Below are 20,993 nucleotides of genomic sequence, written 5' to 3' on the forward strand. Positions count from 1 at the left end.
TTTCACTATCATCTGTTCAACCACCCCTGATCCGTCAAGGGGGGTCAGAACCGCCTCAGGGGGCCATTGGCGATTGCTCGAATTCATCCTGAGAACTGTCTGTCAATCTGTGTGCGGCGTATTCCAACAGGCCTCCTACCCCCTTTCTCGCTGCGATCCGGCGCTGCTCCTCGGAACCGGTGCCCTGGTTGAGCAGACGGCGGAGTCCTTGGTGAACATGGGGAATGTCCTGGGTTCGTGTGAGGGCCGGTCGTGCGCGTTGGAACGCCTTTCGGACCACCTCTGCAGCCGGGACACTCGTATGTGTGTCGGGGTCCATGAGCATTCCCGTCAGTCCGAAACGTGCAGCCTGCCAATGAGCGATGTTCAGCAGATTCGCAGGGAACCCGTCCGTTTCCGGGTCGTCCATCGCGACATCCGCGAGCGCACGGATGAGCAGTGCGATGGTCACAGTGGCCGCGGTGTCCAGCTGCACGTCACAGGTCCGGACTTCGACGGTCCTGTGCGTGGGTGAGAGCCGGACCAGCCAGCCCAGAGTCGCCTCGTCGAACACCACGTCCGATCGCAGCGCAGCAGCGATCTGCGCATCGTAGTCGTCGAGGTCGTGGAAGTGAGGCGGAATGCCGAAGACGACCCACCGCCGGTAGTGGATGGAACGCCAGCTGGCGAAGCCGCTGTCGGCTCCGCGCCAAAGAGGAGAATTCGCGCTCAACGCGGTGAGCACGGGAATCCATCTGCGCAGGCCGTTGAGTGCCCTCAGTCCTGCTTCCCGGTCGGGGATGTCGACATGGACATGCATGCCGTTGACGTACTGATCGGCTGCGATCCCGGGCGCCAGGTCCGCGAACTCACGGTAGCGACTGCCATCACTGACGCCTGCGGGAGCGCCCGAGATCTGAGGCGCTGTGCCGAGGCCGACAGCGAACAGATCGCGCGCCCGAGACGCTGTCGAGAGGCTGCGGCGAAAAGCGTGCAGCGATTCGACCGCCTCGTCAGCGGTGGTCAGGACGGGAGTGGCGAATTCGATCTGCCCGGGCAGCCATTCGGCACAGGCTTCTCCGCTGCTCGGGCTCACCGCGTCCTCTACCTCCTGCAAGCTGCTCTTCGATCGAGCAGGCAGAAGTGAATGTCGATCGACGAGGAGGAATTCCTCCTCGATGCCGAATTCGCTCATCGTCACCTCATTCCGTTTCTGACCCGCTCACGCTATTGGACCGGCCGCGGATGCGACAGCAGATGTGGGGCCTCACTGAAATACCTGCGTAGAGGCTCCTTCGGCAGGTGCAGGCGTTGTGCGCTCGCGGCGATTTAGAAGCGGCAGACCGATCGCCGACAGCCCCTAGCCCTGCTCGAGAAGCAGAACATACACTTCGGGAAGATTCGAGACCAGCGATCAGCGTGAGCAGGGAGCGCTGGGCCCGGATCGCTGGCACACTGGGCAGGACGAACCTCCTGCCGCGAAAGTCACGAGGCGAATCAGCAGACGTATGGACGATCAGAACCCGAAGCGCATCGACACCCACTCCGGTTACTCGTTCTCAGACGAGCGCGCGATCATCAGGCGGAGGCAGCTCACGGAGGCCGTTGATTTCTGGAACATATCGGTTGCCGGAGCGTGGCTGCACTATGTCAGCCTTGGCGGTGAACTCACCGAATACGAGCTCGATGCCTACCTCCACGAGGCTTACTTCCTGGAGCCCTATCAGCACGACATTCTGGCCGAGGCCGTCAATGAACTCATCGATATGCTTCCCCCGCCTCCGCGAGCCCCGCTGACCGACGAACCCGGTCTATGATCGGTCGCCTCGGTATTCCAGCCTGCCGCGGCGGTTGCGATGGACGGCTCCCTGCCGAACTGCTTCACGCACCGCCGCACGGAAGCGTCCTGGGCCCCATCGTCGAGCCCCGATCGCTCGGTAGAGTTCGACCTCACCGACAGGTTCCATGTCGCGGACGAAATCGATGATGCCGTTGACCTCGTTGGCCGAGACCTCGGGCGGAACGTCGCGAGAGGACACCGAAGGCCACGGCGCATAGACGCCGGCCGATCCCGGGCCCGGACGCAGACGCTCCCTTCGGCTTCCCGCCTCGGGGCCCGCCGACGATTCGGCTGCGGCGGCGGAGCCCGCCCGGTCACTGCGCTCGGTCCGCTCAGAACCGCTCTCCGCAGCGCTTTCGGCACCCTCAGCGTCCTCGGCCGTCAAGGGGCGGGCGATGTCTTCGAGGTCGGCACCTTCCGCCTTGACGCCGAAGAGCAGCTCGGCCACCCCGCCGAGCGCCATGACCGCGGCCCCGATGCAGAACGCCCAGGCCACTTGGGACCGGTCACCGGACTCGATCATGCCGCCGAAGAGCAGCGGACCGGCGATGCCTCCGGCGGCCGTACCGACGGCGTAGAAGAACGCGATGGCCAGTGCTCGAGTCTCCATCGGAAAGATCTCGCTGACCGTGAGATAGGCTGCGCTGGCACCGGACGACGCGAGGAAGAAGCACACGACGAGAATCAGGAGGAAGAGCCATTCGCCGCCGACTTCACCATTGAAGACGAAGGCGAGGGCGACTGCGACGACCGCCGATCCGAGGTAGCTGAACGAGATCATCGGCTTCCGACCGATCGTGTCGAAGAGTCTGCCGAGGACGACGGGGCCGGCGAAGTTGCTCAGCGACCACAGAATGATGAAGATCGGCACCGAGGCTGCGGCGACTCCGTAGAAACCGCTGAAGATCGTGCCGAGGTTGAAGGTGATGCCGTTGTAGAGGAACGCCTGACCGACGAAGAGGACGAGGCAGAGGATCGCGCGTTTGGGATAGATCGTGAAAGCGACCTTCATGATCTCGACGAACGAGATCGTCTTCCGCTGCCGGACGGTGATGGTCTTCTTCGGCGGCGGCAGAGTCTGTGAGGTCTCCGCCTCGATGCCGTCTTCGATCTCGCCGACGATGCGTTCGGCCTCGTCGTTCCGACCGTGGATGAACAGCCACCTCGGACTCTCTGGAACGTTCTTGCGCACGACGAAGACGAAGATCGCCAGCAGCATGCCGACGGCGAAGGCCAGGCGCCAGCCGATCATCTTCGGCAGGATATCGGTGTTGAGGAAGAGCAGCGTCGTTGCCGCACCACCGGCGGCACCGAGCCAGTAGGAGCCGTTGATGATGAGATCGATGCGGCCCCGCACGCGGGCGGGGATGAGTTCGTCGATGGCCGAGTTGACGGCCGCGTATTCCCCGCCGATGCCGGCACCGGTGAGAAAGCGGACGAGGAAGAAGTACCAGGCGGAGAACGAGAACGCCGTGGCGACGGTGGCGACGAGATAGAGCACGAGAGTGATGAGGAAGAGCTTGCGTCGGCCGAATCGGTCCGTGAGCTGACCGAAGACGATCGCACCGACACAAGCACCGAGGACGTAGATTGCTCCGGCCGTGCCGATCTGCCCCGCAGTCATGTCGATGCCGCTGCCCTCTTCGGTCATCCGGGCCGCGACGTTGCCGACCATCGTGACCTCGAGTCCGTCGAGGATCCACACGCTGCCGAGGCCGACGACGACCATCCAGTGGAAGCGGGCCCACGGCAGCCGATCCAACCGTGCCGGCACATCGGTCTTGATCGTCCCGAGTTCAACCTTCTCACTCATCACACGCCTCCTGAACATCAGCCTGACAGAGTCTTCCGAATGCCAGGAAGTCTAAGCACACTCCGCCGGGCCGACAAGGTATGGCGCGAAGGCCTGAAGGATAGTAACCTGTTCCCACAGCGCACGGTGGCGCTTCGTCAAAGGCTCGCAGACAGGCGCGAATACAGTTCAGTGTCGCGCGGCCTTGTGAGGTTCTCCCCGGAGGCCCGGTTCACGAGGTCCTGATCACGGCCGAAGGACGAGTCATTGGCGAGTGCAACGGCTTCATCCTCGTTCGCGACCGAGTAGACGACCACGACAGGCCCGAACAGCTCCTCCGAGCAGGCACGCATCTGTTCGGTCACCCCGGTCAGCACCGTGGGGTCGACGACGGCACCCGGCCGGTCGGCTCGGTGCTCTCCGGTGTGGACCTTCGCGCCGTGGGCGACAGCGTCCTCGACCTGCTCCATGAGGTCACGGGCGGCCTGTTCGGAGGACAGAGGTGCCATCGTGGTGACGGAGTCTACAGGGTCTCCTGCGACGAACTGCGACATCTTCGCCGTCATCAGATCCACGAACTCGTCGTAGAGATCTTCGACCACGATGAGGCGCCTGGAGGCGATGCAGCTCTGGCCGGAGTTCGCCATCCGCCCCTCCACGGCGGCGGTGACGGTCGCGTCCGGATCCGCGGAGTCGAGGACGATGAACGGGTCGCTTCCGCCGAGTTCGAGGACGGACTCCTTCAGACTGTGTCCGGCGGCCACTGCCGCTCCAACGCCTTCGGAACCGGTCAGCGAGGCGCGGCGAACTCTCTCGTCCGCGGTGATCATCTGGATCTGATCATTGTCGGAGAGGACGTTGCGATAGCAGTCGGACGGCAGCAGCGCATCGTTCATGACCTGTCCGACGTGCAGAGCTGTCTTCGGCACGGCGGGTGATGTCAGGCCGAAATGCGACTCAGGCAGGCACGCCGCCCAGCATGGTGGCGATCAGCCCCAGTACCGCCAAGGCCGCGATGACGATAACGATCACACGTTTGCGCATGTTCCGGATTCTACTGCGACCCACCCGCCGGATGTCCAAGGCGCCAGGCTGCGGGCCACCGTCATCACAGAGTCGCCCGTCACCACGGGTTGGCCTCCTGCCAGCGGGTGAACCAATAACGGTCGCCCTGGTAGTGCGACTTCTCCGGCTTGCACCCTTTGAGATCCGAATGCTCGCCCAGCCACGTCCGCACTAGCGGCATGACCTCGTCCAGACGATCGACCCAGTCATCGAGTGGCAGCAGCAGAACTGAACCGTCATCGGAGTCCAGTCGGCATGAATAGTTCGGCAGTCCCTCGGTGATCTGCGAATGCGTATACCTGATCTGATCGCAGCCGGTGGTGAGATAGAAGCGGATGAACTCACCGCAGACGTAGGAGCACAGCGTTTTGAAGTTCCGGTAGCGGATCATCCACGCCGGAGGATCATATTCAGACATGTGTTCTATTATAGGCACACGTCGCCCCGATCTTCGGCCCCGATCTCATACGGGCCGCCTCGGCGCCGGGAAGGCGCTCGGGACGAGACCCCTCGCTCTGGCTGAACGGTGGGTCGACTGTGGTCGACTGCGTCTCAGCTGCGGCGGGAGCTTGAGCGGATGAGGATGAGCGCGAGGATCACGCAGAGCAGATAGGTGGCACCTACGGCGCTCCAGCCGAGTTCGAACCCGCCGGGCGAGCCGACGATGACACCGATGAGCAGCGGCCCGAGCGCGAAGCCGAAGAACATTCCGGCCGTCACCACCCCGCTGGCCGAGGCCATCGAAGCAGCGGGAATAGCCCGCATGAGTGCGGCCATGAGCACCACCGAGACGCCGAGAGCCGAGATCCCGTGGAAGGCCACGGCGACCCAGACGAGCAGTCCCCACCCGGCCGTGTCGGCGATGAGGAACAGCACCGCTCCAGCCAGGGCGATGAGGGCGAGGACCAGCAGCAGGTGCGGCCCCGAGGCGCCTTTGGCCATGCGTCTGGCCCAGGTGACGCGGGCGATGACGCCGATGACGCCGGCCAGTGCCGCCGTGGCACCGCCGAGGACGAGGCTGAAGCTCATCTCGCGCACGGCGAAGAGGGGCATGTACACGTTCGTCGCCTGCACGCCGATGCCGTTGATCAGCCCGAACAGCGCCAGGGCCCACACCATGCCGGGGTGCCTGGCCGGCCGGGTGGGTGACGGTCCTGGGTCAGGTCGGGCCGCCTCGACGGGAGTGTCGGTCTCGGCGATGTCAGGGTTGAGGTCGGCCGCCTCGGCGGGGGTATCGCTTGAGGTTTTCGGAGCGATCAGCAGCGGGGTGGTGCGCAGGGAATACCAGGTCATCGCAAGCAGGATGAGCGGGATGATCGCGACGGTCAGGGCTGCGCCGCGCCAGCCGATGCCGAGCGCGAGGACGGGGAAGGAGAGGCTGGCGACGAGCTGGCTGACCTGGACCCCGGACTGCTTGATGCCGACCCAGCCGATGCGTTTGATGTCGGGGACGCGTTCGAGCAGGATCCGGTTGGTCACCCCGTTGGGGAAGGACTGGGCGATGCCGGACAGGCCGGCGGCGAGCAGCAGCGTCCCGAACCCGTCCGGCACGGCCACCAGAAGCAGTGCGAGCGCGGAGAGAACGAAGATGAACGCCATGAGCGAGAGGTCGGAGTGCCTGTCGGCGAGCCTGCCCAGGGTGGCGCTGCCGACCGCTGCGGCACCGAAGCAGGTGGTGGCCAGCAGTCCGAAGTGGGCTTCGGAGATGCCGAGCTCGGCGATGATCGAATCGCTCGTGGCACTGAGCCCGTAGAGCAGGATGGGCCCGGCGGCGACGGCACCGAGGAGAACGGTGAGCAGACCGATGCCAGGGGGCTTCTGGTCCAGTTTCCGGCCGTGGTCGGCCATCACTCACCTCCTGTCGAGGGCATGCTTCAACTCAGCATGCTAGCCGGAGGCCGACGGCAAGTGTGGAGATGTCTCAGGCGCGGCTGCAGCGTCGAAGTCACGCCACGCGTTCGGGGTACGAGTACGCGTTGAACTTGCCCTTGCGGTTGAAGCCGATGACGCTCACGCCGACGTCCTTGCCGTAGTCGACGGCCATCGCCGAGGGGGCGCTGACGGCGGACATCATCGGGATGCCGGCCATCGCGCACTTCTGGACGAGTTCGAACGATGCCCGCGCGGACACCTGCAGGACGGTCGATCGCAGCGGCAGGCCACGGTTGGCCATGGCCCAGCCGATGACCTTGTCGACGGCATTGTGCCGGCCGACGTCCTCGCGACCGACGAGCAGTTCGGGTTCTGCGTTCGGGTCGTCTCCGACGGCGAAGAGTGCCGCGGCGTGGACCCCGCCGGTCTTGTCGAAGATCTCCTGCGTCTGCCGCAGTCGATCGGGCAGCTCACCGATCCGGGCGGCAGAGAGCAGCTGCGGAAACTCGTACTCCCTCTGATCCTCAACATGAAAAGCGGCTGGAATGAGGGGGAATGCGGAGGTCTTCGTCACCGCATCGGCGGCCGCGGTTCCGCAGATTCCACACGACGATGAGGTGTAGACGTTGCGGGCCGGTGCCGTCTCGGGATTCCAGATCCCGGGGGCCAGGCGCACTTGGGCGACGTTGTAGTTCCGGCTGCCATCGGGGGCGAGTCCGGCAGAGAAGTTGACCTCGTCGATATCGTCCATCGAGGTCACGACAGCCTCGGAGAGCAGGTATCCGGCGATGAGTTCGACGTCGTGTCCGGCGGTGCGCATGGTCACGGTGTACTGCTCACCGTTGAGCTGTATCTCCAGCGGCTCCTCGCCTGCCAGGGAATCCGGACCGGCCGAGATCTCACCGGTGGCGTCGAACTTATAGACCCGGGCTCGCACGGCCTTGCGCATCTGCATGGTCTCGTTCCTCTCTCAGGCCCGGGGGCCGTGGTCGGTGGTGTCCTCGACGGAGGTCTGAATGTGCTCGAGGAGGTCATCGATGACGGTGATTCCGTCCTTGACCCCGCCCTTCGAACCGGGGAAGTTGATGACGAAGCTGCGTCCGCGCACTCCCGCGACTCCGCGGCTCATCACCGCCGAGGATGTCGACTCGAGACCCTTGCGCCACATCGCATAGATGAGGCCCGGGGACTGGCGCTCGAGGAGTTCGGCAGTGAATTCAGGAGTGCGATCGTCGGGAGCGAGCCCGGTGCCGCCGCTGGTGACGATGATGCGAGGACGGTCGGCTTCCGGAGTGTCGACGAGGAGTTGCTTGAGCGCGTCGCCGACAGGTTCGCCGTCCCGGACGACGATGGCGTCGGGGGTCTCATAACCGCGGCCGCGCAGCCAATCGACGAGGATCGGACCCGTCGTGTCCGCGGCTTCTCCCCTGGCCGCCGAGGTGGAGGCGATGATGACCGCAGCCTTGCGTCCCGCTCCGAGGAGCTCGCTGTTCTCTTCGCTCACCTATCTGCCCTCTTCCGCATTCAGTTTCAATCGCGCTCGTGGACAGCACAGCTGGTACGTGCTCTTGCTCACCATCCCTGCGCTCGCCCACGAGGCACGGTTACTGCCTCCATTGTCCCACTCCGGTCGGGGATGGCCAGAGACGGCACGACCCCGGGCGGCTTTCCGAGACGACGTCCGTTTCACCCATCTGGTGCCACTTGTTCAACCACTACAGACATTCACCTTCAAGACTGCCCACATCTCACCCCGTGCAGCCCGGGTAATGTGAGGGCGAAACACGTCGCCCACAACGTCAGCGGCCACTACGCAGTCAGGAGAAGGAGAAGCCGTGGAAGATCTGAGCCTGAGCACGCTTATCTGGCTGCGCATGGCCCGCTTCGTCCAGAACAGCAACCAACTCTCCAATGAGCACCTGCGCCAATTCGGGCTCACCGTCGCCCAGTTCGAAGCCCTTGCCCATATCCGCAATTTCGAACCGATCACGCAGTCCGCTCTCGCCGAGGGCCTGACCGTCAGCAGCGGCGGGATCTCCCGCATGCTCGCTCGACTCGAGTCCGAGGGCCTGATCTCCCGCGAACAGGACTGGAAGACCAAACATATCTCGCTGACGCCCAAGGGCCGCGAACTCCTCGAACGCGCGTTTCCCTCGCAGCAGAGACAGCAGGCGTCTCTGTTCGACGATTCCTTGAGCGAGGACGAGAAAGTGCAGCTGCACGCACTGATGAAGAAGCTCTACGACACCAGCAGGGAGCGCGGCGAGAACTCGCGGGAATAATCCCGCGGCCGTATCAGTTGACATGGCAAATGACATTTTCGTCGCCGTCACGAGGAGAGACCTTGAGCGAGTCCGCGCAGCTGCACACCACCCCTCAGCAGCACTCCGAAACGACTGAATCCCAGCCGTCGCAGCAGCCGAACTACATGCACGAATTCGGCCTCGACAAAGGCCAGGGACTGCAGTTCGGGATCTACAGCCTCGGCGATCATCTGCCTGACCCGCACGACGGATCACGCGTCGACGCAGGACAGCGCATCCACGAATTCATCGGCTATGCCCAAGCCGCCGAGGCAGCAGGACTCGACTTCTTCAGCCTCGGCGAGAGCCATCAGGAGTTCTTCGCCTCGCAGGCCCATGCCGTCATCCTCGGCGCGATCGCCCAGGCCACGGACACGATCCGCATCGGCAGCTCCTCGACGATCCTGTCGACCTCGGACCCGGTCCGGGTATTCGAGAACTTCGCGACGATCGATCTCATCTCCGGCGGTCGTGCCGAGCTCGTCGCCGGTCGCGCCTCCCGGGTCGGATTGTTCGAGCTCCTCGGCTACGATCTGCGCGACTACGAAGAGCTGTACGAGGAGAAGCTCGATCTGCTGCTCAAGATCAACCGCGAGAAGCAGGTGACCTGGTCCGGTCAGTTCCGGGCTCCGCTCAACGACGCCGAGGTCCTCCCCCGCCCCACCGGGCAGGTGCTGCGCATCTGGCGCGCCGTCGGCGGGGCACCGGCGAGCGCGGTGAAGGCGGGACTGGCCGGGGTTCCCATGGTCATGGCCCACCTCGGCGGGACCACCTCGGTGTTCAAGGGCACCGTCGATGCCTACCGTCGCGCGGCCGCGCATGCCGGATTCGATCCGGCCACATTGCCGATCGCCACGGCGGGATTCTTCCACGCCGCGGAGACCTCGCAGGAGGCGCTGCGAGCGATGTATCCGCACATCAACGAGGGGATGAAGCGTACGAACGGGCAGGGCATGCCCAAGCAGCATTTCGCGCAGAGTGTCCACCCGGCATCCATCGCGAACATCGGCAGCCCGCAGCAGATCATCGAGAAGATCCTCCACCAGCATGAGGTCTTCGGCCATCAGCGCTACCTCGCACAGGTCGACTTCGGCGGGATGGCCTATGCCGACGTGATGAAGCAGATCGAGATCATCGGCACCGAGATCCTGCCCGCCGTGAAGAAACACACCGCCGAGGAGGCGCTGGCATGAAGATGATTCTGCTGTCCGGGTCGAACGTCGGAACGAAGACCCGGACCGTGATCAATCACCTCGCCGAGGCGGTCGCCGCCTATGACCCCACCATCGAGCTCAACGTCGTCGACCTCGCCGAGGCGGACATGGTCTTCGCCGACGGCCGGAACTTCACCGAGTACACCGGTGACACCGGTCGAGTGGCCCGGGAGCTCATGGATGCCGATGCGATCATCATCGGCACCCCGATCTTCCAAGCTTCGATCCCGGCGGCGCTGAAGAACGTCTTCGATCTGCTGCCAGTCAATGCCTTCCTCGACAAGGTCGTCGGCGTCATCGCCACGGCCGGTTCGTCGAAGCACTATCTCATTCCTGCCCAGCACCTGCTGCCGATCCTGACCTACATGAAGGCGCAGGTCGTCCAGCCGTATGTGTTCGTCGGCGAGAGCGACCTGCACCGCGGCGAGATCGTCAGCCACGACGTCCTCCAGCGCCTCGACCGCCTCGTCGAGGACACGGTCGTACTCACCCGCACATTTGCCACGATCCGGGAGGAGCGGGACGCCGCCTACGGGTTCTGAGACGCTCGGTGCCCGTCGGCCCAATTCGGATTCAGCCCAGTTTGAGATGAGCAGCCCAGGTTCAAACATGGGCTGCTCACCCTCAACTGGGCCGAATCGATCCGGCCGACCCCGAGGCTCAAGCACGCAGATTCTCGAGATGCGCGGCGAGCAGTTCCTGTGCACGCTCAGGAGCGAGAACTTCCGGGTGCAGCGCCGAGCGCAGAGTCAGGCCGTCGATGAGTGCAGCGAGAGTCTCCGCTTCGAGTTGAGCGTCGAGGCCCGCGCGTAGGACACCGCGGTTACTCATACTCTCGACGACTCGAGCCATGAGATCACGAGTGCCGCGCACTGCAGTTTCGAAGACGTCGGCAAGCTCTGGTGTCGTTCGAGCCTCCTCTTCGAAGGCCAGCCACACCACTGACTCCCGACGCCGAGTCTCGTCGAGCGGCAGCAGTTCGGAGAGGAAGTCAACCGTCAGCTCTTTGGCCTGATCGTGATCGATGCTCCCGGAATCAAGTTTGGGAAGCATGTCAGCCAATCGTGTTTCCAGCCGAGCCCCGACACGCTCGACGAGAGTATCGAGCGCGAAACGTACTATCCCGTCGGCGCCGGAGAAGTAGTGCCTGATGGAGCCGATGGCCAAGCCGGTTTCATCGGCAATCGTCCGCAGCGAGACCTTGGAGAGCCCCTGCCTGAGGACAATGGAGAAGAGCGCATCGGCGATGAGCTCTCGGCGCTGAACAGGGTCGACGAATTTCGGCATAGATCTTTTATAGCACATCCATGCCACAACGTGCTATCGTTTTAGCACGCACCTGCTAATACATCAAAGGAGATCGCCGATGTCACCCCTCCTCATCGCCCTCGGAGTCATAGCCGTCATCGTCGTCGTCATCGTTCGACGCTTCCGCGGAGAGCCCGTCGACGCCAAAGATCTCGCAGTTCCACCGTTGATCCTGCTGGGACTGGCCATCAAGGAACTGTGGGGATTCAGCCATTGGACACCGGCGAACGTCACCTTCCTGACCGCCTCGGTGGTGGTCGGCGTCAGCTTCGGAATGCTGCGCGGAGCATCCACGGTCCTCTTCGAACGAGACGGGACTCTCCACCAGAAATACACGGTGAAGACGATGATCATCTGGGCATGCAGCCTGCTCGCGGGGCTGGGCCTGCATTTCGGAGCTCAGCTCATCGGCGCCGAAGAAGCCGTTCGCCCCATGACACTGAGCATCGGATTGAGCCTGCTCGGCGAAGCAATCACCTGCGGCGGGCGGGGTCTGCAGTCGGGCGTTCCCTTCAGCAATCGCGACGCGATGCGGAACGGCTCCGACACATCAGCACTGAGCAGCCTCGTCGACCGCGCGCGGCAGCGGTGAGCGGCAACGTGGGGGATAGTGGCGCGGTTGACGACGAGCAGCACGGTTTCAAACATGGGCTGCTCAACTTCACTAGTGCCGTAGCGGCTGCTCGATCCAGCAAATCGGTACACCCTGCTCTGAATTGCACAGCGAGGAAGGTGGTCATTTCAGAGGAACCTATACAGAACCAGAACGTGCGCTCCGACGAAAGGCTCGCGCCCACCAACGCGCACCCCAATTTGGCCGACGACGCGCTCGAGCCACACCAGCGCCCGGCAGATCCGGTGCCCCAGATCACCCGATTTGCCGGGCCAGGCGAGCCTGGATAACCTGAAAGTGGAAGGAACCGGCCGGGACGACCCGGCTGAGTGAGATTCACAATGAGGACGGCCTCAGAGACAGGAAGACCTTTCATGACCGCCGCCCTCCGTTCAATCATCACGCCGACCGCAATCCTGCGACTCGTCCTCGGCTGGGGCGTCTTCATCGCCCTGCAGTTCATGGGCTCTCTGCTTGCCCCGCCGGTCCCCCTGCCGCTTCTCGTGACCGCGCTCATCGTCATCATCGCGGTCATCCTCATCTGCGCCTTCGGCGTCGTCACCGAGGCCGAGCACTTAGCAAACCGCCTCGGCGATCCCTACGGTTCGCTCGTGCTGACGATCTCGATCTGCCTCATCGAGGTCATCCTCATCGCCGCGGTGCTGCTGGGCCCGGGCGATCACGCGACGATCGCCCGTGATTCGGTGATGGCGGTGTCGATGATCATCCTCGGCGCGGTCGTCGGCCTGTGTCTGCTCGTCGGCGGGCTGCGGCATGGGGCGCTCACCCACAATCGCACGGGCGTCTCGAACTACCTCGTCATGATCGTCGTGTTCGCCGCCCTCGCTTTCGCCGTGCCCGCCCTCATCGGCACCCCCGATGGCGCCTACGAGATCTGGCAGGAGGTCCCGATCATCGTGGTCACCGTCGGTGCCTACGCCTTCTTCCTCTACCGACAGATGGGACCGCAGGCCCACGAGTTCACCGAGGCGGCCCCCGTCGGTGTTGCCACGGCAAGCGCCTCATCGACTGCCGAAACGATGCAGTCCGCCTCCACCGAGGCAGCCGACCAGGCCGACGACGCACCTCAGGGAATCGTCGAGATCCTCTCAACCCACCGAGTGGAGATCGTCGTTCGGCTGGTCCTCCTCGTCGCCACGGTGCTGCCGATCGTGCTGCTCTCCCATGACATGGCCTCGTTGCTCGATGACGGCCTGGGCCGCCTCGGCGCTCCTGTTGCTTTGTCAGGGGTGGTCATTGCGATGATCGTGTTCCTGCCGGAGACGCTCACCTCGCTGCGTGCGGCGTGGAACGGGGAGATCCAGCGCGTGAGCAACCTCTGCCATGGAGCACAGGTCTCCACGGTGGGACTGACGATTCCGACGGTGCTGGTCATCGGCATGCTCACCGATCAGCCGATCGTGCTCGCCGAGTCACCGATCAACCTGGCGCTGCTGGCGATCACCCTGCTGGTCTCTGTCATCGGTTTTTCCGCCAAGAAGGTCACGGCTGTCCAGGGGGCCGCTCATCTCATCATCTTCGTCGTGTTCGGTCTCGCGCTCTTCGCGTAAGAGCAGACTGACCGAGCGGACGCGATCTGCGTCAAGGTTTGAGCTGCCCGGAGGGCGGACACCCGACTGCGGTTCGGGAAATGTAGTCTGGCGAGGACAACACATCACCGACCTCAGGAGATACGATGACCGACCGGGCCCCGTCCGCACAGCAGGAATCCACGCTGCAGAAGTCGGCACTGCCCGATGTCTCCCTGGAGGGCTCGAGCCGGTTTGTCGCGGCGACCGGACTTATCGTCGAAGAGGTCAGCACCACCTCGGTGCGCGGTCACGCCGACCTCGACGAGCACCACCACACTCCGTGGGGCGTCGTCCACGGCGGCGTCTACACCTCCATCGTCGAAAGCGCCGGCAGCATCGGAGCGAGCCATGCCGTGGCAGAGCGCGGTGAGTTCGCTGTCGGAGTCCACAACGCCACGGACTTCCTTCGCCCGACCTCGGCGGCCCGGGTCACGGTCACCGCCGAGGCGCTCCACCAGGTCCGCAGCCAGCAGCTGCGGGATGTCGTCATCGCCGATTCCGCGGCAGAGAAGGTACTCGCCCGTGGTCAGCTGCGCCTGCAGAACGTGCCGCTGCCGACCGACGCGAAGTAGGTGCGCACTGGACCAAACAAAGCCCCCCCCCCACATGGCTGGGGCACCGTCGAGACTGCCACGCAGTTCCTCCGCGAGGTGCGAGATGCCTGTCGGTACGAGCTGCCGGAAGAAGTGGACGTGCCTTGGTGAACGACAACAGATTAAGCGTATGGATCTGCGACCGTCGTCACCGCCAGCCTGCGGCAACGCCGGGGCCGTGGGAAGACAGATCTCAAACCGATTGAAAGAGCGACGGCGCCTCTCTTCGAGGCGGACGGGTATTCATCGCATGAGTAGCCGGACGGTCGCTTGAGCCGTGACGGGCAAGCCTTCAGCAGTCCCGATCGATGACAATTCGCTCCTGGGCTGGTGCTTGCCCCTCTGAGGGCTTCTCGGCAGCAGTGCTGCTCTGTGCTGGGCCGAGAAGGCCAGATGCCAACGTCAGAAGTCCAATCACTGTCGCAATAGCGAAGTTCAATCGCCCTGCTCTCGTTTCTACCATGTATTCAGTTGCCTTATTTTCGTGTTTCATTAGATGGCCTCGAGGATCGTATGCTTCCGGCACCCCATTTGACATCCCCCAAATGGAGTAGATTTCACAGAAATCTGATGACGTTGGCGGGCGCTCGGCACGCGCTTCTGTAGACTTCCTCGGCAGTTGAAGAAAGCTAAGGCACGCCGACCGGAAAATCCGCGTGCTGGCTCTGCCGGATTGCCGATGGCGAGAGTTTTGCTTAGCCGTATTCAGACGTCTCGGTTGTGGAAAAGATGGTCGCCGCACGCCAACAAACCGGTCGAATAGACGATTGCCGACACGCGTCCGACTCTCCCCTGTCGTTGTCATTAACAGGCACAGCACACACGGCGGTGGCTGCACGTGAGTTCAGTCAAAGCAACCCTCCGCTTCCCAGCTCAGCCGTATACGACCGCTCTTGGCACTCGTCCCGTGATAGCGGCACATAGTTTCCGGCCGCTTCGACGACCTGCTCTTCGGCCTTCTTCTTCGCTCGCGCCTCATCACGCTTCTTTTGCTGGTTGCGCCTCACCATGGAACAAGTTAGTCACTCTTGGAGTGCGCCTTTGCAAGGGATCTGATCAATGACCCTCCCCAGCCTCGCCCAGGACACTCAGCTCCCCGCCATCTCCCGCAGGGCGTTCTTGCGGATCTTGCCGGTCGACGTCGTCGGCAGCTCGTCGACGAATTCGACCCCGGCCGGGGCCTTGTAGGAGGCGATTCGGGTCTTGACGAATGCGATGAGATCGGCTTCGGCCACCTCGGTGCCGGGCGCAAGGACGACGTAGGCCAACGGTCGCTGTCCCCACTTCTCGTCGGGCATTCCGACCACGGCCGCCTCGGCGACGGATTCATGGGCGACGAGGGCCTGCTCGACCTCGATCGTGGAGATGTTCTCTCCGCCGGAGATGACGATGTCCTTGGCGCGGTCGAGGATCTGGACGTATCCGTCCTCGTGCATGACGGCGAGGTCACCGGTGTGGAACCAGCCGCCGCGGAACGCCTCGGCGGTGGCCTCAGGCGCGTTCAGGTAGCCCTTCATGACGTTGTTGCCGCGCATGACGATCTCTCCCATCGTCACCCCGTCGCGGGGCACGTCGGTGAGGACATCGTCGTCGCGCAGCTCGACCACGCGCATGCGCTCGGCGCTGATCATGCCGATCCCCTGTCGGGACTTCAGCTTCGCGCGCTCCTCGACCGGCAGACCGGTCCATTCGGGCTGCGGTTCGCATGAGGAGTACGGGCCGTAGGATTCGGTGAGTCCGTAGACGTGGATGACCTCGATGCCGAGGCCTTCAAGGAGGGCGATCGTCGTCGGTGACGGCGGGGCGCCGGCCGTGGTGATCGACAGCGATCCACCCAGGTCGTGGGCTTCCTCGGCCCCGGCGATCGTGTTGAGCACGACGGGAGCACCGGCCATCCGCGTGACCTTCTCTTCGTCGATGAGCCGCCAGGCCTCGGGCCCGCGCACGGCTCGGATGCACACGTGCGTGCCCGACACCGCGGTCAGCGCCCAGGTCGTGCACCAGCCGTTGCAGTGGAACATCGGGAGCGTCCACAAGTATTTCGTCAGTGGCGCGAAGCCCTGCGTGACGACCTCGCCGAGGGAGTTCAGGTACGCCCCGCGATGGGTGTACATGACGCCTTTCGGCCGACCCGTCGTGCCCGAGGTGTAGTTGACGGTGATCGTCGCGGTCTCGTCTTCGACTTCATAAGCGCGGGGTGATTCCGGCGCCGAGGCGGTCCAGTCGGCATACGCTTCCACGCGCAGATCCGCGGCGGCCACCTCACCTGGGGTGCCGTCTTCGTCGGGGTGGACGACGATCGTGTCGACGGCGTTCGCAGCCCCGGCATCGATGACCGGCTGGAGGAGTCCGGCATCGCCGAAGAGGAATTTCGCCTCGCTGTGGCCGAGGATGTACTCGACCTCGGGCGGAGCCAGTCGGGTGTTGAGCATGACGAGCACGCCGCCTGCCAGCGGGACCGCGTAGTGGGCGATGAGCGCCTCGGCGCTGTTGGGGGCGAGCACGGCGACCGTGTCCCCGGGCTGCAGTCCACGGCGGACGAGTCCTTCGGCGAGGTTCTGGACGGTCTCGGCCATCTGCCGGTAGGTGAAGCGGCGGGGCCCGTCGACGATCGCCTCCCGATCCGGGTGAGCCTCGAGCGAGCGCTCGAGGAAGCGCAGCGGAGTCAGGGCAGTATCGAGTCCGGACATGGGAATCTCCTCATCGTCGATGATCGTGGCGACCGTCGGCAGGCGCAGCTGCGACGGTGTTCGACTTCAGATTACCGAGCGAGTGTGATCGCGTGCACACCGCCCCTCGCCGAGGTGGCCGAACGTCAGTGCGACCGCTCCCTTTCGGTTGCGGTTCCACGCCCCTGTATGGTGCGGCTTTTCGGCTATTCGCAGGCGATTCCATCGCCGTCGCGGTCGAGGTGGGACCCGTATCCGGGGTCACCGCTGCGAACGGGTGCGGCACCGGCTTCGCGGGCGGCCGTGCAGTTCTCGAAGAACGTCGACGAGCCCGACGAGCTGCTGGACGATCCGCTCGTTGTTCCGCTCGACGACGAGCCCGACCCTGTCGATCCGGAGCTGGACGAACTCGAAGACTTCTGACCAGCCGGGCGGGTCTCTTCTTTCGTGGTGACGTTGTCGCCCTCGCCTGGACCCGGCCAGTCGACATCATCGGCGAAGGCGGGCTGATCGTCGCACTTCGCCAGCACGCGTTCCATGGCGGCCTTCTCGGCAGGGACCACCCACAACTCGTATTTGTGTTTCACGGCAATCTGTCGGGCGACGTATTCGCAGCGAAAGCTCTTGTTCGGCGGAAGCCAAGTCGCGGCGTCGCCGTCGCCCTTCTGCCGGTTGAGGCTCGAGCTGACGGCGAGCAGATTGAGCGGGTCGTTGCCGAACTCCTTCAGCGTCTCCTCGTCGAACTTGAAGGCCCCGGTCTGCCAGGCGTTCGACCGGGCGACGACGTGGTCGATGTCGACGGAGTTCGCGCTGCGGTCGAAGTCGGAGGTCTCGCCGGCATAGGGGTCGTCAAGCGTTCCGGCCAGCACGATGCATCCTTGGGTTCCGGCCTTGAGGGTGATGGTCGTGAGGTCGCGGCGGAGCACGTCGTTGCGGGTGTCGCAGCCGTTGTGGTCGGTGTCCGAACGCCATTTGAACAGGTCGCCGTCGTAGCCGGTCTTCGGTGCCCGGCCTTTGACCGTGAGTTCGTCCAACATCGCCGAGGCGGTCCCCGTCGCCGCGCTGCCCGCACGGCCTTCATCCTCTTCCCCGGCCCCGTCGGTGTCATCGCTCGTCGCCGATGCCGCAGGACCGGAGCTCGGCTCCGGGGCCTCACGAGTCGGCGTGGGGTCGGCGGTGCTGGAGGCGGCGGTGTCGACGGTCGGCTGGGCATCCTCGGCGCATCCGGAAAGAAGGCCGAGGGACAGGACTACTGCAAGTGCCGCGAGTGTGCGGCGTGAGGAAGAGAGCAAGGGCATGGGCTTTCGGGCGTGCAGGCTCGCCGGTAGGGCGAGATGGTTCAGACGTGGTCGTGGACCGAGCCGGCACGAATGCCGCTGCTCGATCCACTCCGATCAGTGTAGGACGGGCAGAGCGTCGGCGGCACGCGGTCGGTCGGAACGTATCCCATTCGTTAGAAACGCGGAAAACTTGCCAGCGGACCTCCCGCTCACCGTCCCATCTGACTGCACCGGCGGGTGGGTGCATGATGGGAGGGAAGGGTGGGCAGCCTCGGCGAGGAGGATTTTCGATGCGACACGATGAGGAGCGCCCGCGTACCAGCGGGTTCCTGTCCGACGGTACGGTTCCGGAGCACTGGACGCAGGTGCTCGGGTCGATGCGGGCGAATCCGTTCACGCATCTGTCATTGGATGAGGTGCGCGCCGAGGCGGCCCACCTCCTCATCGTCACGCCCTCCCCCGAGGTGGCCCGTGCGTGCTTTGGAGAAATGCTCGATGCGTTCGGGGACTCGGTTGAAATCGCCGCCGTCGACGAGCTTGTTCCCAATCACGTCCCCGCGGGGACGTGGGTGTTTCTGCCGCATCGGCAGGACGGGTGGACGGACCTCGAGGACGCCTCGGCGAGGATGCGCCGGGATCTCGTGAAGGAGAACTCGTCACGGGAGGCGCCCGACAAGCTCGTCCTCATGGAGTACGGGATCAACCTGTGGATGTGGGCCGAACCACCGTCAAGCGGAGGCGACCCCGTCTGCCACGCCGGTGAGCTCATCAGCTGGGAAAGCGCCTGGGCGCTGGGGGCGAACGGGACTGACGCAGACTCTGGCACTTCGGAGACTTCACTGCCGACCGCCCCGGCCCGCCCGCCGATCTATTTCGGCCTACCGCCCATCTTGCGCCAGCGCCGCTGGGATGGCTGAGCATATTCTCTAGCCCATCCTCGTCGACCGCTCGAGTTGGCCTCGAGCGCACCAACTGTGCGGCGAGCGCTCGGCGCTCATGCGAGCGGTCGGTGGGCAGGATCGTGGCTGAGGCGAGCGGTCGAGCAGCCTCGGTCAACTGGCCCGGTGGATCGTCAGATCCGTGCGTCCGGGATGGACACTGTCGATCAGTGCCCGAGTGGACCGGTCGTAGTCTCCTCCCAGCATTCGGCGGTAGGGACGCGCACCTTCCTCGCGCAGTCCCGCGATCCGAGAGGTCAGTCGCGCTGCTTCCTGTTCTCTGCCGTCGGCACCGAGCCCGTCCGCGTCATAGACGACGTGGAGGTCGAGGGTTTCGATCCCGACGTACCACAGTGCACCGTGCGTCAGCGGAAAGAGCAGTGATTCGAGGTCGCCGCTGATTCCACGCAGGCCCAGTGTTCGACTGTCGTCTCCTGCTGTGACGATGATCAGTGCTTTCCTGCCCATGAGCCGGCCGTCGCCGTATCGTCTCGGCAGACCGGTTGAGTCATCGACGTCGCCTTGCGCGAAACCGGTCTGCAGCACGCGGTCGATCCATCCTTTGAGCATCGCGGGAGGCCCGTACCACCACAGCGGAAACTGGAGAACCAGGAGTTCGGACGCCGCCAGCCGCTCCTGTTCGCGTCTCACCTCAGGCTCGACCTCACCCCGGGCATAGGCTTCGCCAGTCAGTTCCGCCAGGTTCCCACCGGCACCGGACAGACTTCCGAGATCATGTTCACCGAGCGTCGGGTTGAAGCGTTCGGCGTAGAGGTCCGACACTGTGAGCTCGTATTCTTCGGCCAGGGCGGCTCGGCCGACCTGGAGCAGGTGCCTGTTGAGCGACTCTGCCTGCGGATGTGTGTAGACCCAGTGGGCGCGACCGGAGATCGGTTCATGAAATGTGTTCATGACTCAATTACATACGAGGCGCACGAGACGGAGAATAGGCGATACGATCAGAAAGATGCTCCATCGTCTAAAATGACAACGTGGATGCTCTGACAAATGTGCTCACGCATATCCGGTCGTCCGGCGCGCTGCTGGGTAGGATTTTGGCGAACCCGCCATGGTCTGCAGTGTTCGCGGAGAAGTCCTCTCTTACTCTCGTCGCCATGATCCGGGGTGATGCGTGGATCGTCGAAGGTGGACAGTCTCACCGACTCAGGCCCCATGACATCGCCGTCGTCGTCGGACCGGCCCCTTTCGAGGTCACCAGTGACCCCGGGATGTCTCCTGATCCCATGTATGTCCAGACGGAGGCGGGAGTCTGCCTCGCCGCAGACGGAGGTGTGGCTGACAGCATTGCGCTGGGGACCCGAACCTGCGGCACACAGTTGGATGCCGATGACACTATGCTGACCGGATCATTCACTGTGAACGGTCGCGTAGCCGACCGCCTGCTGACGACACTCCCCCGGGTATTCGTCGTGCCGCACGAGTCACAGCGCACGAAGACGCTGGGTCTTCTTGAGGCGGAGATCATGCGCGAAGAGCCCGGGCAGCAGGTCATCCTCGATCGGCTGCTCGACGTCGTGCTGGCTGCGGCACTGCGGGACTGGTTCGCAATGCCCGAAGTTCAGGCCCCAGGCTGGTACCGCGCGAGCTCCGACCCTACCGTGGGCGCCGCGCTCAGCACCATCCATGACTTCCCGGAGCACCCATGGACCATCGCGACGCTGGCCGAACAGTCGAACGTCTCGCGAGCGACGCTGGCGAGACGCTTCACCGAACTGTTGGGAGAGCCCCCTCTGACATACCTGACGAGCTGGCGTCTGTGCTTGGCCGCCGACCTCCTTGAGCAGAGCGACTCGACAGTCGAATCTGTGGCACGCGAAGTCGGCTACTCCAGCGGATACTCACTGAGCACTGCCTTCTATCGCGAGTACGGGATCCGCCCCAGCCGGTATCGCAGGGCGTCAGTCGACGCCTGAG

Annotated in this window: 20 protein-coding genes; 9 read left to right on the forward strand and 11 right to left on the reverse strand. The window is 64.3% G+C overall.

The genetic code is table 11. From position 1 onward, the window contains the following. Positions 1-55 precede the first annotated feature (55 nt). Complete coding sequence (locus tag SB749_RS01240; protein ID WP_410708619.1) at positions 56-1,174, reverse strand: YbdK family carboxylate-amine ligase; 1,119 nt, start codon at positions 1,172-1,174, stop codon at positions 56-58. Between the two features lie 313 nt (positions 1,175-1,487). Here SB749_RS01240 and SB749_RS01245 point away from each other — a divergent pair, with 313 nt between their 5' ends. Then, positions 1,488-1,796, forward strand: a complete 309-nt coding sequence (locus SB749_RS01245) for a hypothetical protein (protein ID WP_410708620.1) — start codon at positions 1,488-1,490, stop codon at positions 1,794-1,796. On the opposite strand, the gene SB749_RS01250 is transcribed toward SB749_RS01245, so the two are convergent. The 6 genes from SB749_RS01250 to SB749_RS01275 form a co-directional block, all read right to left on the reverse strand. Further along, complete coding sequence (locus SB749_RS01250; RefSeq protein ID WP_410708621.1) at positions 1,791-3,632, reverse strand: MFS transporter; 1,842 nt, start codon at positions 3,630-3,632, stop codon at positions 1,791-1,793. The two genes, SB749_RS01245 and SB749_RS01250, sit on opposite strands and share 6 nt — an antisense overlap. A gap of 137 nt (positions 3,633-3,769) precedes the next feature. Next, positions 3,770-4,540 carry an aldehyde dehydrogenase family protein gene (locus tag SB749_RS01255; RefSeq protein ID WP_410708622.1) on the reverse strand — a complete coding sequence of 257 codons (771 nt, stop codon included), beginning with the start codon at positions 4,538-4,540 and terminating at the stop codon, positions 3,770-3,772. 194 nt (positions 4,541-4,734) lie between these two features. Next, positions 4,735-5,094: a hypothetical protein gene (locus tag SB749_RS01260; RefSeq protein ID WP_181270670.1), complete on the reverse strand. Its 360-nt coding sequence runs from the start codon at positions 5,092-5,094 to the stop codon at positions 4,735-4,737. A 134-nt stretch (positions 5,095-5,228) separates the two neighbouring features. Further along, positions 5,229-6,524, reverse strand: a complete 1,296-nt coding sequence (locus SB749_RS01265; protein WP_410708623.1) for an MFS transporter — start codon at positions 6,522-6,524, stop codon at positions 5,229-5,231. A 97-nt stretch (positions 6,525-6,621) separates the two neighbouring features. Then, on the reverse strand, positions 6,622-7,503 hold the full coding sequence (gene fdhD / locus SB749_RS01270; protein WP_410708624.1) for a formate dehydrogenase accessory sulfurtransferase FdhD: 882 nt from the start codon (positions 7,501-7,503) through the stop codon (positions 6,622-6,624). Between the two features lie 15 nt (positions 7,504-7,518). Further along, entirely contained in the window at positions 7,519-8,052 is a 534-nt protein-coding gene (locus tag SB749_RS01275) for a MogA/MoaB family molybdenum cofactor biosynthesis protein (RefSeq protein ID WP_410708625.1), read from the reverse strand. A 331-nt stretch (positions 8,053-8,383) separates the two neighbouring features. On the opposite strand from SB749_RS01275, the gene SB749_RS01280 reads away from it, so the two are divergent. The 3 genes from SB749_RS01280 to SB749_RS01290 all read left to right on the forward strand — a co-directional run bounded on the left by SB749_RS01280 (position 8,384) and on the right by SB749_RS01290 (position 10,607). After that, positions 8,384-8,830 (forward strand): MarR family winged helix-turn-helix transcriptional regulator, encoded by a 447-nt coding sequence (locus tag SB749_RS01280; protein WP_410708626.1) that lies wholly within the window; start codon positions 8,384-8,386, stop codon positions 8,828-8,830. Between the two features lie 62 nt (positions 8,831-8,892). Next, on the forward strand, positions 8,893-10,044 hold the full coding sequence (locus SB749_RS01285; protein ID WP_410708627.1) for an LLM class flavin-dependent oxidoreductase: 1,152 nt from the start codon (positions 8,893-8,895) through the stop codon (positions 10,042-10,044). Next, positions 10,041-10,607, forward strand: a complete 567-nt coding sequence (locus SB749_RS01290) for an NADPH-dependent FMN reductase (RefSeq protein WP_410708628.1) — start codon at positions 10,041-10,043, stop codon at positions 10,605-10,607. The genes SB749_RS01285 and SB749_RS01290 overlap by 4 nt, the downstream gene beginning before the upstream one ends. Before the next feature lie 118 nt (positions 10,608-10,725). Here SB749_RS01290 and SB749_RS01295 read toward each other — a convergent pair whose 3' ends face one another. Next, the gene (locus SB749_RS01295; RefSeq protein WP_410708629.1) at positions 10,726-11,352 is read right to left on the reverse strand and encodes a TetR/AcrR family transcriptional regulator; all 627 of its coding nucleotides are present in this window, start codon (positions 11,350-11,352) and stop codon (positions 10,726-10,728) included. A 79-nt stretch (positions 11,353-11,431) separates the two neighbouring features. Between SB749_RS01295 and SB749_RS01300 the strand changes: the two genes are divergently transcribed. From SB749_RS01300 to SB749_RS01310, 3 genes are all read left to right on the forward strand, one after another. Continuing rightward, a complete protein-coding gene (locus SB749_RS01300) occupies positions 11,432-11,965 on the forward strand; it encodes a hypothetical protein (protein WP_410708630.1) in 534 nt (177 codons plus the stop codon). 395 nt (positions 11,966-12,360) lie between these two features. Next, positions 12,361-13,557: a calcium:proton antiporter gene (locus SB749_RS01305; protein WP_410708631.1), complete on the forward strand. Its 1,197-nt coding sequence runs from the start codon at positions 12,361-12,363 to the stop codon at positions 13,555-13,557. A gap of 125 nt (positions 13,558-13,682) precedes the next feature. Next, positions 13,683-14,150: a PaaI family thioesterase gene (locus SB749_RS01310; protein WP_410708632.1), complete on the forward strand. Its 468-nt coding sequence runs from the start codon at positions 13,683-13,685 to the stop codon at positions 14,148-14,150. Between the two features lie 1,109 nt (positions 14,151-15,259). On the opposite strand, the gene SB749_RS01315 is transcribed toward SB749_RS01310, so the two are convergent. Beyond that, the gene (locus SB749_RS01315) at positions 15,260-16,861 is read right to left on the reverse strand and encodes an AMP-binding protein (RefSeq protein WP_410708633.1); all 1,602 of its coding nucleotides are present in this window, start codon (positions 16,859-16,861) and stop codon (positions 15,260-15,262) included. Between the two features lie 185 nt (positions 16,862-17,046). After that, complete coding sequence (locus SB749_RS01320) at positions 17,047-18,132, reverse strand: DUF1524 domain-containing protein (protein ID WP_410708634.1); 1,086 nt, start codon at positions 18,130-18,132, stop codon at positions 17,047-17,049. A gap of 278 nt (positions 18,133-18,410) precedes the next feature. Here SB749_RS01320 and SB749_RS01325 point away from each other — a divergent pair, with 278 nt between their 5' ends. Beyond that, a complete protein-coding gene (locus SB749_RS01325; protein ID WP_410708635.1) occupies positions 18,411-19,037 on the forward strand; it encodes a hypothetical protein in 627 nt (208 codons plus the stop codon). A 135-nt stretch (positions 19,038-19,172) separates the two neighbouring features. Here SB749_RS01325 and SB749_RS01330 read toward each other — a convergent pair whose 3' ends face one another. Further along, the gene (locus SB749_RS01330; protein ID WP_410708636.1) at positions 19,173-19,970 is read right to left on the reverse strand and encodes an NAD(P)H-dependent oxidoreductase; all 798 of its coding nucleotides are present in this window, start codon (positions 19,968-19,970) and stop codon (positions 19,173-19,175) included. Positions 19,971-20,050: 80 nt separating this feature from the next. Between SB749_RS01330 and SB749_RS01335 the strand changes: the two genes are divergently transcribed. Further along, positions 20,051-20,992 carry a cupin domain-containing protein gene (locus tag SB749_RS01335; RefSeq protein ID WP_410708637.1) on the forward strand — a complete coding sequence of 314 codons (942 nt, stop codon included), beginning with the start codon at positions 20,051-20,053 and terminating at the stop codon, positions 20,990-20,992. Position 20,993 lies beyond the last annotated feature (1 nt).

This window comes from Brevibacterium sp. SIMBA_078, assembly GCF_046534565.1.
GTDB lineage: Bacteria > Actinomycetota > Actinomycetes > Actinomycetales > Brevibacteriaceae > Brevibacterium.